The sequence below is a fragment of the Pelomonas nitida genome (assembly GCF_043555975.1).
Taxonomy (GTDB): Bacteria; Pseudomonadota; Gammaproteobacteria; order Burkholderiales; family Burkholderiaceae_C; genus Pelomonas; species Pelomonas nitida.
The window spans coordinates 369,156-384,335 of record NZ_JBIGIA010000002.1; the positions used below are offsets into that span (position 1 = coordinate 369,156).

Sequence of the window (15,180 nt, forward strand, 5' to 3'; positions counted from 1 at the left end):
GCTCAACCCTTGTGGATGGGGATGTAGAACTCGCTGCCGGCGGCCTTGAACTCGGCCGACTTCTGCGCCATGCCCTCGGCCACGACATCGGCAGCCTCGAGGCCCTTGCTGCTCGCGTAATCGCGCACATCCTGCGTGATCTTCATCGAGCAGAACTTCGGCCCGCACATGGAGCAGAAATGCGCCTCCTTGGACGAATCCTTGGGCAGCGTCTCGTCGTGATAGTCGCGCGCCGTGTCGGGGTCCAGGCCGAGCGCGAACTGGTCGTTCCAGCGGAACTCGAAGCGCGCCTTGCTCATGGCGTCATCGCGTGCACGGGCGCCGGGGTGGCCCTTGGCGATGTCTGCGGCATGCGCGGCGATCTTGTAGGCGATCAACCCTTGCTTCACGTCGTCGCGGTCGGGCAGGCCCAGGTGTTCCTTGGGCGTCACATAGCAGAGCATGGCCGTGCCCATCCAGCCGATCATGGCCGCGCCGATCGCGCTGGCGATGTGGTCGTAGCCAGGCGCGATGTCGATGGTCAGCGGCCCCAGCGTGTAGAACGGCGCCTCGTGGCAGTGCTTCAATTGCTCGTCCATGTTGGCCTGGATCAGGTGCATGGGCACATGGCCGGGGCCTTCGATCATGGTCTGCACGTCGTGCTTCCACGCGATCTGCGTCAGCTCGCCCAGCGTCTTCAGCTCGGCGAACTGGGCCTCGTCGTTGGCGTCGGCCGCGCTGCCGGGGCGCAGGCCATCGCCCAGCGAGAAGGTGACGTCGTAGGCCTTCATGATGTCGCAGATCTCTTCGAAATGCGTGTACAGGAAGTTCTCGCGGTGATGCGTGATGCACCACTTGGCGAGGATGGAGCCGCCCCGCGACACGATGCCCGTGCGGCGCTTGGTCGTCAGGTGGATGAACGGCAGGCGCAGGCCGGCGTGGATGGTGAAGTAGTCGACGCCCTGCTCGGCCTGCTCGATCAGCGTGTCGCGGAAGATGGCCCAGGTCAGGTCCTCGGCCACGCCGCCGACCTTCTCGAGTGCCTGGTAGATGGGCACGGTGCCGATGGGCACCGGCGAATTGCGAACGATCCAGTCACGCGTCGTGTGGATGTTGCGGCCGGTGGAGAGGTCCATCACGGTGTCCGCGCCCCAGCGGATGCTCCAAACCAACTTCTCCACCTCTTCCTCGATGCTGGACGTGACAGCCGAGTTGCCGATGTTGGCGTTGACCTTGACCAGGAAGTTTCGCCCGATGATGGTCGGCTCCAGCTCGGTGTGGTTGATGTTGGCCGGAATGACCGCACGGCCACGCGCCACCTCGTCGCGCACGAACTCGGGCGTGATGACAGCCGGGATGCGCGCGCCCATCGCGCTGCCCTTCAGGCGCTGCTCGCGTTCGGCGTCGGACAGGTAGGCCTGCATCCACTCGCGCTTGCCGTTCTCACGCAGCGCCACGAACTCCATCTCGGGCGTGACGATGCCGCGGCGCGCATAGTGCATCTGGCTGACGTTGGCGCCGGCCTGCGCACGGCGTGGCGGGCGCTGCAGCGCGGCTGCTTCGGCACGCAGCTGGGCGATGCGCTCGCTGTCTTCCTTGCCGCCGTCGTCCAGCGCGACGCGGGTGCGGCCCGCGTAGGCCTCGGTGTCTGCACGGTCGCCCACCCAGCTGGAGCGGATGGGCGGCAGGCCGCGCCGCACATCGATGGTCGCGCTGGCGTCGGTGTAGGGGCCGGACGTGTCGTGCACGACGACGCGCTCGCCGTTCGTCAGCGCAATCTCGCGCATGGGCACGGCCACGTCGGGCCGGCTGCCGGCCACGTAGACCTTGCGCGACGCCGGGAAGGGCTCGCGCGTCAGCGACAGGCGCTCGGCGAGCGAGAGGTTGTTTTCGGGGGCATTCATGACGGCGGTCTCCTGGAGCTGAAGGGTTAGCTGCTCCAAGGCCGCCTGTGCGTGCGCCAGACGGTCCACCGCAGAGGGTGTCCATCGGCACGCCGCGAGGCATGCGCTCTCCTTACGCCGGTACTAGCCGGTTCAAGTTCACGGGTTCGGTCATCAATGACCGTCTCAGCGTCAAGGCCTGGTGTGAACCAAGCCCCGGCACCCCGGAGCGGGCGCGATTGTGCGGGCCATTGCCCTCACTTGGCAAGCCCATGCGCGTCAACCCTCGCGCAACGCGGTGGGCAGTTGCCCGGTCCAGCGCTTGAACGCGCGGCGGAAGGAGCGAGCATCGGCATAGCCCAGCGCCTGCGCGACCTCGGCAATCGTCATCGCCGTGTTGCTCAGCAAGTCGTTCGCGCGCTCGAGCCGGGTGCTGTCGCGCAGCGCGCGAAAACTCGTGTCCCGCTGGGCCAGCCTGCGGCGCAGTGTTCGTTCGCTGACGTTGACCTCGCTCGCCATGGCGCCCTGACTGGGCGCATCGCGCAAGCCATGGCGCAGCCGGCCTGCCACCGAGGCCAGCAGGTCGTCCTGCCCGATCGGCACGCGCAACACCTGGTTGAGCTGGTGACGGACGAGGTCGCTGGTGATGCGGTCGTAGCCCGGCAGCCGCGCCTGCAGCCAGCTGGACGCGACGGTGAGCCGGTGCTCGTCGGCCTCGAAACGCACCGGGCAATGGAAGAAGCGTTCGTAGAGCCGCCGATGGCCGTCGCTGGCATGGGCCAGGTCCACCTGCACCGGCCGGAACGCCGCGCCCACCATCGCACGCACGACGGCCACGGAGCCCGCGAAGGCCTCCACCACCAGAAAGGGCTCGATCTCCAGGTCAGACACGCGGGGCGTGGCCGTGAGATGGGCGCTGAGGCCGTCGACGACGACGTGATGCTCCAGCAGCGAGCCCGTGTGCATCTGCCGCTCCAGCCCGTAGTGCACGGCTTCGCCCAGCGTCGCACAGGTCAGCATGGCCAGGCCCGGCAGCCCCCACGAGATGGGCGTCTGGCGCGCCCCCACGGCCAGACCCAGCGCCGGTTCACCCAGCATGCGCTGGGCCCGCAGGATGAGCGCGCGGGTCTGCTGATAGGAGACCAGCACGTCGGCCATGGCGAGGTCATGCGGGCTGATGCCCAGCCCACGACACAGCCGCTCCGGCTGCAGGCCGCGCTCCTCCACCAGCGCCAGCAAAACGCGCGCCAGGCCCGGGATGAGATTGGCCTGGCTGCGTGGGTCGGGCGTGGCGCGGGGTGCGGATCTGGCGGGTGACATGGCGAAACAGGGTGATCAGGAACTGGCCGAAGCAGGCCCTTTGAATGATGGGCGGGACAACGGCTCCGGCGGTGCATCAGGGCACAGAACCAGCTTGGCATGGGCACCAGGAGTACATCACACCACGCCGGCCCGTGGCACTGCCACGGAGCAGCCGGGCCGGAACTGAGCCTGGACTGGCCGGAAAAGCACCCTCTTCGGCACCCCTGCCTCCCTAGAGTTCCGTCCCATCGCAACCCTTGCCTGTTCCGGCTTCGTCATGCCCGCCGCCCTCCTGATCTCACCCTCGTCGCTGTTGAATGGCGGCACCCTGCTCGCCGCGGCCTTGCTGCTGGCCGGCTGCGGCAACCATGACACGCCGCCCGCATCGGCGCCGCCCCGCCCCGTGTTGGTGGCCACTGTGCTGGAGGCGCCGCTGGGCGGGCTGACGTTCGCCGGCGAGGTGCGCGCCCGCGAGCGGGCCGAGCTCGCGTTCGCCGTGGCGGGCGTGGTGCGCGAGGTGCTGGTGGAGCCGGGCGCCACGGTGCGCCGCGGCCAGTTGCTGGCCCGCGTGGACGCGGCACCGCTGCAGGCCCAGCTCGCCGGCACGGAGGCCGAAGGCCGCCGGCTGCAGGCCCAGCTGGCGGAAGCCCTGCGCCGCGAGCAGCGGCTGCAAACCGCGCACGAGACCGGTGCCGCCAGCGACGCCGAATGGACGGCCGTGCAGGCCGAGGTGCAGGCGGCGCGTGCTGCCGTGGCTGCGACCGAGGCGCAGCGCGCCGGCGCCGCCTGGAGCCGCGAACAGGTGGCGCTGCGCGCCCCGTTTGACGGCCGCGTGGCCTCGCGGCAGCTGGAGGTCGGCCAGGTCGTCGGCGCCGGCACGCCGGTGCTGAGCCTGGAAGGCCGCGGCCGCGAACTGTGGCTGGCCGTGCCCGGCGATCTGCCACTCACCACCGGCCAGGCGCTGACGCTGCGCAGCCCGGCCGGCAACGCCGAAGGCCGTGTGCTGCAGGTGGGTGCGCGGCTGGAAGCCGGCGGCAGCCGCCGCGTGCTGCTGAGCGCCCCGGACGACTGGCCCACCGGTGCTGCGGTGTCGGTGCAACTCTGGCCTCGCGCTCCCGCCACGGGCGCCTTGCTCGTGCCACTGCGCGCCGTGCAGCTGGACGCGGCCCGGCCTGGCGACGGCCAGGTGATGCGCCTGCCCGCCGGCAGCCAGGTGCCCGAGCGGGTGAAGGTCACCTTGGGCGCGCTGCAGGGCGAGCAGGTCGAGGTGCGCACGGGCCTGAAGGCCGGCGACCAGGTCGTGCTGGCCGGCGCACCCGCGCTCGTGGCCGGCGAGGCCGTCACACCGGTCAGCCGGCTGCGCTGAAAGGGCCCGTCATGAACATCACGGCCTACGCCCTGAAGCGCCCCCGCTTCGCTTTCCTTGCTGCGCTGCTGCTGATCCTGAGCGGGCTGTGGCTGGTGCTGGACTTCCCGTCCACCGAAGAGCCGCAGATCACCATCCGCACCGCCACCGTGCTGACCTTCGTTCCTGGCGCCTCCGTCGAGCGCATGGAGCAGCTGGTCGCCCGCCCGTCAGAGGAAGCCATCCAGACCTTGCCCGAGGTGAGGCGCGTCAAGACCACGGTGCGCCCCGGCTTCGCCTTCAGCTATGTCGAGCTGGAGCCGGACGTCTCACCACAGGCGCTGCCCGCGGTTTGGCAGCGCCTGCGCAACCGGCTGGCCGACGTGCAGCCGCGCCTGCCGCAAGGCGCCACCGGCCCGCTGGTGGACGACGAATTCGGCCGCGTCGCCGTGCTGACCCTGGGCCTCACCGGGCCCGACTACACGCCCGGCGAATTGCGCGAGCAGGCCCGCCAGTTGCGCGATCGGCTCTACCAGCTGCCCGGCGTCGAGCGCGTGACACTGCACGGCCTGCGTGACGAGCAGGTCGAGGTGAGCCTGGACCTGCCGGCCCTGGCTGCGCAAGGGCTGACACCCACCGCCGTGGCCGACGCGCTGGCCCGCAGCAACATCGTCGCGCCGGCCGGCTTCGTCAATGCCGGCGGCGCCCAGCTCGCGCTGCAGGTCAGCGGCGATGCCGCCAATCTCGCGGCGCTGGAGCAGACGCTCGTGGCGCTGCCGCGCGGCGGCTGGATGCCGCTGGGCCAGCTGGCCCGCGTCGCGCGGGTGCCGCTGGCCCCGGCCAGCACCGGTGCGTTCGTCAACGGCCAGGCGGCCGCCGTGCTGGCGGTGTCGATGGACCCGGGCCTCAACGTGATCAGCTTCGCCGAGCATCTGCAGGAAAAGATTCGCCGCCTGCAGACGCATCTGCCGCCGGGCATGACCCTGGTGCCGATCACCGACCAGGCCGAGGTCGTGAGCAAACAGCTCCGGCAGGTGGGGCAGGTCTTCCTGGAGACCACCGTCATCGTCATGGGCATCGTGGTGCTGTTCCTGGGCTTGCGCACGGGCCTGATCGTCGGCGCTATCGTGCCCACCACGGTGCTCGTCAGCCTGGTGGCCATGAAGCTGCTGGGCATCGACCTGCACATCATCTCCATCGGCGCCATCATCATTGCGCTGGGGCTGTTCGTGGACAACGCCATCGTCGTGGCCGAGGACATGGAGCGCCGGCTCGCGCTGGGGCAGCCGCGCGAGGATGCCGCCGCCGAGGCGGGGCGCTCGATGTTCGTGCCGCTGCTGGTGTCGTCGCTGGCCATCATCCTCACCTTCACGCCGCTGGTGTTGAGCCAGACCGAAACCGGTGAGTACCTGCGCAGCATGGGCATCGTGATGGCCATCGCGCTGCTGCTGTCGCTGGTGCTGGCCGTCACCGTCACACCGCTGCTGTGCCAGCGCTTCGCCCGGCACCATGCGGAGCTGAGCCGCACGGCCCGCGCCGTCGAATCGCTGACCGACTGGTACCGCGGCAAGGTGCGCTGGGTGCTGCGCCACAAGGCGACCTACATCGGCGCCATGGTGGCCCTGCTGGGCGCGGCAGGCTGGCTGTTCGCCCACGTGCCGTCGGAGCTGATGCCCGCCTCCGAGCGGCGCCAGCTGCAGATGGGCATCGAGCTGGCGCCCGACAGCAGCGGCGACGCCACACTGGCCACGGCCGGCCGCATCTCGCAGGCGCTGGCCGATGCGAGCCGCTTCCCCGAGATCCAGAGCCATGCGATCTACGTCGGCGACGGCGGCCCCCGTTTCATCCTGGCGCTGAACCCACCCACCCCGGCCTCGCACCGCGCCTATGCCGTGCTGACGCTGGCGCCGGGCGTCACCCACGCCCAGGCCCTGGCCCGGTTGCGCGAGGCCCTGCCCCGCCAGTTCCCCGAAGTTCGCTTCGAGCCCAAGCGCTTCTCGATGGGCTCGGCCGAATCGGGCCTGGCGGTGTTCCGCCTGTCCAGCGCCGACGGCCAGTCGCACGTGGCCGCCGCCGCCCGGCTCACGCAGGCCTTGCGCGCCCTGCCCGGCATCGTCGAGCTCTCCAGCGACGCCGAGCGCGCCATCCCACAGCTGCAAGTGCAGGTCGACCCGCTCAAGGCCGCCAGCGCCGGTCTCTCGCACGCCGAGATCGCCCGCCAGCTCGATCTGCTGCTGGCCGGCCAGGCCGTCACGCAGTTCCGTGATGGCGACACGCTGCTGCCCGTGGTCGTGCGCGGCCCGCTGGCGATTCGCGACCACGTGGAACAGCTCCGCGCCGCACCGCTGCAACGCCCGGACGGCAGCGGCACCGTGCCGCTGGGCCAGCTGGCCCGTGTGGAGCTGGCCGCCCAGCCCTCGGTGCTGCAGCGCTACAACCAGGAGCGCACGCTGACCATCAGCGCTCGGCATGCGAGCTGGACGGCCCAGGTGCTGGCCGATGCCGTGGCGGCCGAGATCGACACCGTGCAGCAGGACGGCCAGGTGCGTGTCGCGCTGGGCGGCGAGATCGAGGAGAACGCCAGCGCCAACGGCGCCATCTCCGCGCTGCTGCCCGCTTGCGTGCTGGCCATGTTCCTGCTGTTCGTCTGGCAGTTCGGCAGCCTGCGCAAAAGCCTCATCGTGCTGGCCAGCATCCCCTTCGTCAGCATCGGCGCCGCGCTGGCCCTGCAGCTCACCGGCACCACGCTGACCTTCGTCGGCACCCTGGGCCTGCTGGCGCTGGCCGGCATCATCGTCAACAACGCGGTGCTGCTGCTGGACGCCATCGACGAGGCACGCGCCAGCGGCATGCCGGGGCCGGACGCCATCGAGGACGCGGCGGCCAAGCGGCTGCGCCCCATCGTCATGACCAAGATGGTCTGCATCCTCGGCCTGGTGCCGCTCTACCTCTACGGCGGCGCCGTGTGGACCAGCCTCGCCGTCGTGATGATGGGCGGGCTGGCCCTGGGCACGCTGATCACGCTGGGCCTCATCCCCGCCCTCTATGCCGTCGCCTACCGCGTGCCGGCCCCGGCCGCCACGTCGGCCTGAACCTTCCCGTCCGCCATGAACACTTCGCTCCACCGCCGCCGCGCGCGCGCGGCTCTCTCGCTGGCTCTCGCACTGGCCCTGGGCCTGGGCGGCTGCGCCGCCGTCGCCCCGGGCCCACAACTGCCCGCGCTGCAGGCCCGCCACGACGCCCCGCTGCCGGCCGCCACCGGCCACCACACCCTGCCCGGCAATGCCGGCCACGCCTGGTGGCAAGACCTGCACGACCCGACGCTCGATGCGCTGGTGGCGCAGGCCGAGGCCCGCAACCTGAACCTGCAGACGGCGCTCGCCGCCGTGCGCGAAGCCCGCGCCCGCGCCGGCGGCGTGCAGGCCCAATCGCGGCTGCAAGGCGGCCTGAGCGCCCAGGCGCAGGCCGCACGCCCCTCCCTCACCGAGGTCGACCCCTATCGGCAAGGGCTGCCGCGGCCGCCGGAGCAGCGCCTGGTCACGCTGGGCCAGGCGCTGAGCTGGGAGGTCGACCTCTTCGGCCGTGTCGGCACCGCGCAGGCAGTTGCCGACCGTGCGGTGGACGCCGCCGCGGCAGATGCCCGCGGCGCCCAGGCACTCGTGCAGGCCGAGGTGGTGCGGCACTACATCGCCCTGCGCCAGGCGCAGCAGGCGGCCAGGCTCTCTGACGAGCAGCTCGACGTGGCCACCCGCCGGCTGGCCCAGCTGCAGGCACGCGCCCGCGCGGGCCTGGAGGACCCGCGCGAGGCCGATGCCGCGGCCACCGGGCTGGCCCAGCTGCGCGCCGCCGGGGCCGGCTGGGACGCACAGACGCCCGTCGAGCTGGCCGCGCTGGCCGTGCTGACGGGCGAGTCGGCCGCCCGCCCGGGGCCGCTGCTGCAGTCGCTGCAAACCCCGGCTCCGCTGCCCTCGGTGCCCGACGACGCCACGCTGACCGTGCCGGCCGACCTGCTGGGCCGCCGCCCCGACGTCGCCCGCGCCGAGGCCCAACTGCGCGCCGGCCTGGGCCAGGCCGTGCTCGCCGAGCGTGCCTACCTGCCGCGGCTCTCGCTGGCCGCCACGCTGGGCTTGCAACAGACGCCCGGGCAGCTCGGCCGCGCCAACGCCGTGCGCTACGCCGCCGGCCCGGTGCTGCAGTGGGACTGGCTGGACAGCGGCCGGCGCGCCGCCGAGACCGCCGCCATCCAGGCCGGCAACGAGGCCGCCTGGGCCCAGTTCGAGCAGACGGTGCTGACGGCCCTGGCCGAGGGTGAGTCGTCGCTGCGTGGCTGGCAGGCGCGCTGGCTGGGCTGGCGGCAGGCACAGCTGGCGCTCAGCTCGGCCGACCAGGCCATGACCTACAGTGCACGCCGCGAGGCGCTGGGGCTCGAACCCGCCGCCACGTCGCTGTCCACGCGCCAGCAGCGGCTCTCGGCCGCGCAGCAGGCGCTCGAGCAGCAGGCACAGGCTCTGGCGGCCTATGCCCAGGTGCAGCTGGCGCTGGCAGCCTGGCAACCTTGATGGCATGAAACGAACGAAGGCGTGCGGTGGTGATGGCGGCAGCAAGGTGGTGGACGGGGCGCGTGAGCATGGTGGTGATGGCGCTGGCGCTTGCCGGTTGTTCGAGCTACCGCCCCTGGATCAACGCGCCGCGCCCGCCGGCCGCTGACGCCGGCCAGCAGGCCGGTGCCGAGTCGCGCCGGCTGCCCCCGACGGCGGCGCAGCCGGTCACCATGGCCGTCACGCTCTCCGGGGGTGGCGCGCGGGCCGCTGCCTTCGGCCTGGGCGTGCTGCGCGAACTCAAGGCCACCACGCTCACGATCGACGGGCAGACCTCGTCGCTGCTCGACCATGTCGCCCTCATCAGCGGCGTGTCGGGTGGCAGCATCCTGGCCGCCCACTTCGCCGCCTTCGGCGACGCGACACTGCAGCGGTTCGAGCCCGACTTCCTGCTCGTGCCCTTCGAAGGCCGCCTGATTCGCGAGGCGCTCTGGCCCAAGCGGCTCTACCGGCTGACCTCGCCTTGGTACGGGCGCACGCAGATCCTCGCGCAGCGCTTCGATGAGCTCTTCGAGGGCCGCACCTTCGCCGACGTGATCAAGCGCCCCGGCGCGCCCGAGCTGATGATCACGGCGACCGACCTGACGACCGGCGCGCCGTTCGACTTCACGGCCGAGCAGTTCCAGCTGATCTGCTCGGATATCGAAGCCACACCGCTGTCGTTCGCAGTGGCGGCCTCGTCGGCCGTGCCGCTGCTGCTGTCACCAGTGACGCTGCGCAACCATGCCGACGCCTGCCCGCAGGCCGCCAGCACCCCGGCCCCGGCCCCGGCGCAGGACTACCGCGCGCGCATGCTCCAGAGCAGCGTCGAGAGCTACCGCAATGCGCGCGAACGGCCCTACATCCACCTCGTGGACGGCGGCGTGACCGACAACCTCGGCGTGCGCCTGATGCTGGACCGGCTGGTGGCCACGGGCTCCATGACCGCGAACTTCTCCGAGGTCACGCCCGGCACGATCCGCCGGCTCATCCTCGTCACCGTGAACTCCGAGCGCAGCCTGACGGAACGCGTGGACAACAGCGACCGCGTGCCCACGACGACGCAGGTGCTGGAGTCGCTGATCTTCGGCGCCGGCTCGCGCGAGACGCAGGTGACGCTGGCCATGCTCAACGATGACCAGCGGCGCTGGCGCGACGAGATCCTGCGCACGCGCGGTCAGCCGGGCAGCCCCTTCGCGGCCGACGCCGAGATCCACGTCGTCAGCGTCAGCCTGCACGACGTGCCGGACGACAAGATCCGCCACTCCCTGCTGCGCGTGCCCACGGCCTTCACCATCGAGGCCCACGACGTGATCGAACTGCAGCGCGCCGGTGCGGCGGCGCTGCGCGAATCACCCGCTTTCAAGCGGCTCAAGCAATCGCTCGACGCCCTGCCGGCCGCGCACTGACGCACACTGAAGCGCACCGACGGCGCGGCGCGCCGCTCACAGCCGCGCCAGCGCCTCGACCGGATTGAGCTTGGCGGCGCTCCTGGCCGGCAGGAAACCGAACGCCACGCCGATCAGCGTCGACACGCCGAAGGCGCCCGCCACCGCGAGCATCGAGATGCTCATCTGGAACTTGTCGCCGGCCACCTGGTTGAACAGCAGCGCGCCGCCGACGGCCAGGCCCACGCCGATGGCGCCGCCGATGACGCACACCAGCACGGCCTCAACGAGGAACTGCCGCAGGATGTCGCTCTGCCGCGCGCCAACGGCCATGCGCACGCCGATCTCGCCGGTGCGCTCGGTGACCGACACCAGCATGATGTTCATGACGCCGATGCCGCCCACCAGCAGCGAGATCAGCGCGATGGACGAGATCAACAGCGTGATCGTCGCGGTGGTCTGCTCCACCGTCTGGCGGATGCTGTCGGTGTTCATCAGGAAGAAGTCTTCCTTGCCGTGCCGCTGCGTCAGCAGCTGCTTGACGCCCTGCTCCGCGATGCTGCTGGCCACGCGGTCGCTGACACGCACGGTGACGCTTTGCAGATAGTCCTGCCCGTTCACGCGGTTCATGGCCGTCGTGTAGGGCATCCAGACGTTGATCGCATCGTCGTTGCCGAAGGCGCTGCTCTTCTTGGCGGTGACGCCGACGATGCGCACCGGCAGCGAACCCAGCAGGATGACCTCGCCCAGCGCGTTCTCGCCGTTGGGGAACAGCGTCTTGCGCGCGTTGTCGTCGATGACGGCTTCCTGCGCGCGCTGGCGCACGGCCTCGGTGTCAAAGCCCTGGCCGCTGGCAAACGTGTAGCCACGCACGCGGAAGAACTGCTCGCCCACGCCGCTGACGCTGGCCGACACATCGACGTTGCGGTAGCGCAGGCCGGCGCTGACGCTGACCGTGGGCGTGACGCTGTCGACATAGTCCAGCTGTGCCAGCGCATCGGCGTCGCCCGCGCGCAGCGTGCGCACGGCGGCGGCGCGCCGGTCGCCAAAGCCCGTGCCGGGCATGACGTTGATGGTGTTGGTGCCCATGGAGCTGATGTCGGCCAGGATGCGCTGGCGCGAGCCCTCGCCCAGCGCGACGACCGACACCACCGACGCGATGCCGATGATGATGCCCAGCATCGTCAGCAGCGTGCGCAGCCGGTGGCCCACCATGGCACGCCAGGCCATGCGGGTGGCCTCGGCGAGCCGGCCCGCCAGCGCGCCGAGGGCGCTGCCGCTGCGCGCGGGCGGTGTGCGCTCGCGGCGCGGCCGCGGGGCGGCGTCGGGCTGGCGACGGTCGGCCACGATGACGCCATCGCTGATTTCGATGACCCGCTGCGCATGTGCCGCGACCTGCGCGTCGTGGGTCACGAGGATGACCGTGTGGCCGTCGTCATGCAGCTCCGCCAGGATGCGCATGACCTCGCGGCCGCTGGCCTGGTCGAGCGCACCGGTGGGTTCGTCGGCGAGGATGACGTCGCCACCGTTCATCAGCGCCCGCGCGATCGACACCCGCTGCTGCTGACCGCCCGACAGCTGGCCCGGGCGGTGGTTCAGCCGTTCGCCCAGGCCCAGCCGCTCCAGCAGCACGCGGGCACGCGCTTGGCGCGCATCGCCCGCCGCACCGGCATACACGGCCGGGATCTCGACGTTGCCCAGCGCATTCAGGTCGCCCAGCAGCTGATAGCGCTGGAAGATGAAGCCGAAGTGCTCGCGCCGCAAGCGCGCCAGCGCGTCGGGCTCCATGGCGCCGGTCTGCTGGCCGGCGACGGCATAACTGCCACGTGACGGGCGATCCAGGCAGCCGAGGATGTTCATCAGCGTGGACTTGCCCGAACCCGACGGCCCCATGATGGCAACCATCTCGCCGGCCTCGATGTCCAGGTTCACGTCGCGAAGCACAGCGACGGTGCCCTCGCCGGCAGGGAATTCGCGGACGACGCCGCGCAGCTCCAGCAACGCCATCAGCCAGCCCCTCGCCCGGCCTGAAGAAAGGAAGGACTCGTCATGCTCAGAACGGCGGCGGGCCGCCGCGGCGCTGGTTGTTGTTGCCGGCGGCACCGGCGGGGGCCGCCTCGCTGGTCACGACCTGCTCGCCGGCCTTCAGGCCTTCCAGCACCTGCGCGCGCACCCGGTTGTTCAGGCCGATGCGCACGACGCGGTCGGCGATGTGGCCGCCGGCCTCCATGACGCGCACGCGGTAGCCATCGGCGCCCTGCTTTTGCCCGAGCGCCGCGCTGGGCATCGTCAGCGCCTTCTCGACACGCGCCAGCACGATGCTGGCCTGCGCGGTCATGTTGATGCGCAGCTTGTTGTCGGGGTTGGGCACGTCGAAGATGCCGTTGTAGTAGATGGCGCTGGCGGTGCTGGTGGCGCTGCTGGTCGTCGTCGTGCTGTCGGTCGCGATCGTCGTCGGCCCGGGCTCGACCGCGCGCAGCTTCACGTCGTAGCGCTTGTCCGGCTCGCCCAGCAGGTTGAAGTAGACGGGCATGCCGGGCTTCACGCGCGGCACGTCGGCCTCGGAGATCTGCGCCTTGACCGTCATCACGTCCAGCTTGGCGAGCTTGATGATGGTGGGGGCGGACTGGTTGGCATTCACGGTCTGGCCCTGCTCGGTGACGATGGCAACGACGACGCCATCCATCGGCGCGGCGACGCGCGTGTAGCCGAGGTTGACCTTGGCCGTGTCGGCCGCCATCTGGGCCTGCACGATCTGCGCCTCCTGCGCGGCGATGTCGGCCCGGCTGGTCGTCAGCGTGGCCTCGGCGGCCTCCAGGTCGGCGCGCGCCCCGGCATCCACCGCCACCAGCTCACGCAGCCGCGCGGCCGCCAGCTCGGCCTGCTTGAGCGCCGCCTGCTTGGCCTTGAGCAGCGCCTGTGCGCTCTGCAGCGCAGCCTCGCTGTTGCGCAGGTTGTTGGTCTGCGTCAGCGCGTCGATCTCGGCGATCAGCTGCCCCTGCTTCACCGAGTCGCCCAGCGCCACATGCAGCTTCTTCACCTCGCCGGTCACCTGGGCGCCGACGCTGACCTGCTTGAAGGCACCGATGGTGCCGGTGGCCAGCACGCTGTCTTCGATGTCCGCCACGGTGACCGGCGCGGTCGCTACGGCCGGCGGTGGCGGCGGGGTCAACGCGCGCTTGACGGTGTAGCCCGCCACGAGCAACACGAGCGCCAGGGCCGTCAGGCGCCCGGGTCTGAGCCATTTCTTCATCACGTCGTTCTTCATGTTTTCCAGCCCCCGCCCAGCACCTTGTAGAGGTCCAGCCGGTTGCTCTGTTCGGTCAGGCGCAGGTCGATCAGCGACTGCTGAGCCGCGTACAGCGAGCGCTGCGCGTCCAGCACCTCCAGCATGCCGGTGCTGCCGGCACGGTGCAGGGCCTGGGCCAGGCTCAGCTGCCGCTCGGCATTGGCCACCAGCGCCTGCTGCGCGGCGAGGCGCTCCGCGAGGCTGGCGCGCACGCTGAGTGCGTCGGCCACTTCGCGGAATGCCGTCTGCACGGCCTTGTCGTATTGCGCGACGGCGATGTCACGATCGAGCCGGGCGCTCTCCAGCGCGGCCGCATTGGCGCCGCCGTCGAAGATCGGCAGGCTCAACGACGGGCCGAAGCTCCAGCTGCCACTGCCCGACTTGAACAGGCCCGACAGCTCGCTGCTGGCCGTGCCCGCCGAAGCGGTCAGGCTGATGCGGGGGAAGAAGGCCGCACGCGCCACGCCGATCTGCACGACGCTGCCACGCAACTGGTGCTCGGCCTGCAGCACGTCGGGCCGGCGCTGCAGCAGCTCGGCCGGCACGCCTGCCGGCAGCTCCACCAGGCGGCTGGCGTCGGCGAGGTTCTGCTCGCTGGCGGGGGCCAGGTCGGCCGGCAAGGCCGCGCCCAGCAGCAACTCCAGCGCATGGCGGTCCTGCTCGACCTGCGCCGCATATCGCGCGACGTCCAGCCGCGATGAATCGACCAGCGACTGCGATTGCGCCAGCGCCAGCCCGGTGATCGCGCCCAGCGCATGGCGGCGCTCGTCCAGCGCCAGGCTGGCGCGGCGGGTCTCCTGTGTCTGCCCGGCCAGGCGTTGCCGCTCCAGGTCGGCCGCCAGCGTCAGCCAGGCATTCGCCACCTCGGCCACGAGGCTGATCTCGGCGCTGCGGCGCCCCTCCTCGGTGGCGAAATAGCTTTGCAGCGCCGCCTCGCTGAGGGTGCGCACGCGGCCGAACAAGTCCAGCTCGAAGGCCGACAACGCCAGCCCGGCGGACAGCGACGTGCCGTTGTTGGAGCGGCTCGCACCCACCGACGCATCGACGCCGGGCAGCCGTGCCGCGTCCTGGATGCGGTACTGCGCGCGCGCCCGCTGCACGTTGAGCGTCGACACCCGCAGGTCGCGGTTGTTGGCCAGCGCCAGCTCGACGGTGCGGCGCAGCCGCGCGTCGACGAAGAACTCGCTGCGGCCGACCTGGGACGGGTCCGGCGCCGGCACGGCCGCCGCGCCATCCGCCGGAATGGCGGCTGCGGGCTGTCGGTACTCGGGCGCGAGGTTCACGCAGCCGGACAGCAGCAAGGCGGCCAGTGACAGGAGTTGGGGGCGGATCAACAAGGCATTGAGGTCGGGCACGGCGCCCTGGGCGAGGATTGACGACGGGATTCACTTTACGGGCGCCGACGACCCGCCCGGCC

Annotated in this window: 9 protein-coding genes and 1 riboswitch; of the genes, 4 read left to right on the forward strand and 5 right to left on the reverse strand. The window is 71.3% G+C overall.

What is annotated here, in order from left to right; translation table 11 throughout:
* Nucleotides 1-2: 2 nt before the first annotated feature.
* Both thiC and ACG00X_RS04115 read right to left on the reverse strand, forming a co-directional pair.
* Entirely contained in the window at nucleotides 3-1,883 is a 1,881-nt protein-coding gene (gene thiC / locus ACG00X_RS04110) for a phosphomethylpyrimidine synthase ThiC (RefSeq protein ID WP_394486697.1), read from the reverse strand.
* A 92-nt stretch (nucleotides 1,884-1,975) separates the two neighbouring features.
* A riboswitch (TPP riboswitch) is annotated at nucleotides 1,976-2,099 on the reverse strand.
* 42 nt (nucleotides 2,100-2,141) lie between these two features.
* Nucleotides 2,142-3,182 carry an AraC family transcriptional regulator gene (locus tag ACG00X_RS04115; RefSeq protein ID WP_394486698.1) on the reverse strand — a complete coding sequence of 347 codons (1,041 nt, stop codon included), beginning with the start codon at nucleotides 3,180-3,182 and terminating at the stop codon, nucleotides 2,142-2,144.
* Nucleotides 3,183-3,441: 259 nt separating this feature from the next.
* Here ACG00X_RS04115 and ACG00X_RS04120 point away from each other — a divergent pair, with 259 nt between their 5' ends.
* The 4 genes from ACG00X_RS04120 to ACG00X_RS04135 all read left to right on the forward strand — a co-directional run bounded on the left by ACG00X_RS04120 (nucleotide 3,442) and on the right by ACG00X_RS04135 (nucleotide 10,495).
* A complete protein-coding gene (locus ACG00X_RS04120; RefSeq protein ID WP_394486700.1) occupies nucleotides 3,442-4,530 on the forward strand; it encodes an efflux RND transporter periplasmic adaptor subunit in 1,089 nt (362 codons plus the stop codon).
* 11 nt (nucleotides 4,531-4,541) lie between these two features.
* Nucleotides 4,542-7,601 (forward strand): efflux RND transporter permease subunit, encoded by a 3,060-nt coding sequence (locus ACG00X_RS04125; protein WP_394486701.1) that lies wholly within the window; start codon nucleotides 4,542-4,544, stop codon nucleotides 7,599-7,601.
* 15 nt (nucleotides 7,602-7,616) lie between these two features.
* Nucleotides 7,617-9,068, forward strand: coding sequence for a TolC family protein (locus ACG00X_RS04130; protein WP_394486703.1), 1,452 nt, complete (start codon nucleotides 7,617-7,619; stop codon nucleotides 9,066-9,068).
* 68 nt (nucleotides 9,069-9,136) lie between these two features.
* Nucleotides 9,137-10,495, forward strand: a complete 1,359-nt coding sequence (locus tag ACG00X_RS04135; protein ID WP_394486788.1) for a patatin-like phospholipase family protein — start codon at nucleotides 9,137-9,139, stop codon at nucleotides 10,493-10,495.
* A 36-nt stretch (nucleotides 10,496-10,531) separates the two neighbouring features.
* On the opposite strand, the gene ACG00X_RS04140 is transcribed toward ACG00X_RS04135, so the two are convergent.
* From ACG00X_RS04140 to ACG00X_RS04150, 3 genes are read right to left on the reverse strand one after another with little or no spacing between them, the layout of a single operon-like run.
* The gene (locus tag ACG00X_RS04140) at nucleotides 10,532-12,481 is read right to left on the reverse strand and encodes a MacB family efflux pump subunit (protein ID WP_394486704.1); all 1,950 of its coding nucleotides are present in this window, start codon (nucleotides 12,479-12,481) and stop codon (nucleotides 10,532-10,534) included.
* Nucleotides 12,482-12,527: 46 nt separating this feature from the next.
* A complete protein-coding gene (locus ACG00X_RS04145) occupies nucleotides 12,528-13,742 on the reverse strand; it encodes an efflux RND transporter periplasmic adaptor subunit (protein ID WP_394486705.1) in 1,215 nt (404 codons plus the stop codon).
* The gene (locus ACG00X_RS04150; protein WP_394486707.1) at nucleotides 13,739-15,097 is read right to left on the reverse strand and encodes an efflux transporter outer membrane subunit; all 1,359 of its coding nucleotides are present in this window, start codon (nucleotides 15,095-15,097) and stop codon (nucleotides 13,739-13,741) included. The genes ACG00X_RS04145 and ACG00X_RS04150 overlap by 4 nt, the downstream gene beginning before the upstream one ends.
* Nucleotides 15,098-15,180 lie beyond the last annotated feature (83 nt).

Coding starts and splice junctions, on each gene's coding strand:
- ACG00X_RS04130 (WP_394486703.1), top strand. CDS start 7,617: ATGAACACTTCGCTCCACCGCCGCCGCGCGCGCGCGGCTCTCTCGCTG.
- thiC (WP_394486697.1), bottom strand. CDS start 1,883: ATGAATGCCCCCGAAAACAACCTCTCGCTCGCCGAGCGCCTGTCGCTG.
- ACG00X_RS04145 (WP_394486705.1), bottom strand. CDS start 13,742: ATGAAGAACGACGTGATGAAGAAATGGCTCAGACCCGGGCGCCTGACG.
- ACG00X_RS04135 (WP_394486788.1), top strand. CDS start 9,137: ATGGTGGTGATGGCGCTGGCGCTTGCCGGTTGTTCGAGCTACCGCCCC.
- ACG00X_RS04125 (WP_394486701.1), top strand. CDS start 4,542: ATGAACATCACGGCCTACGCCCTGAAGCGCCCCCGCTTCGCTTTCCTT.
- ACG00X_RS04115 (WP_394486698.1), bottom strand. CDS start 3,182: ATGTCACCCGCCAGATCCGCACCCCGCGCCACGCCCGACCCACGCAGC.
- ACG00X_RS04140 (WP_394486704.1), bottom strand. CDS start 12,481: ATGGCGTTGCTGGAGCTGCGCGGCGTCGTCCGCGAATTCCCTGCCGGC.
- ACG00X_RS04120 (WP_394486700.1), top strand. CDS start 3,442: ATGCCCGCCGCCCTCCTGATCTCACCCTCGTCGCTGTTGAATGGCGGC.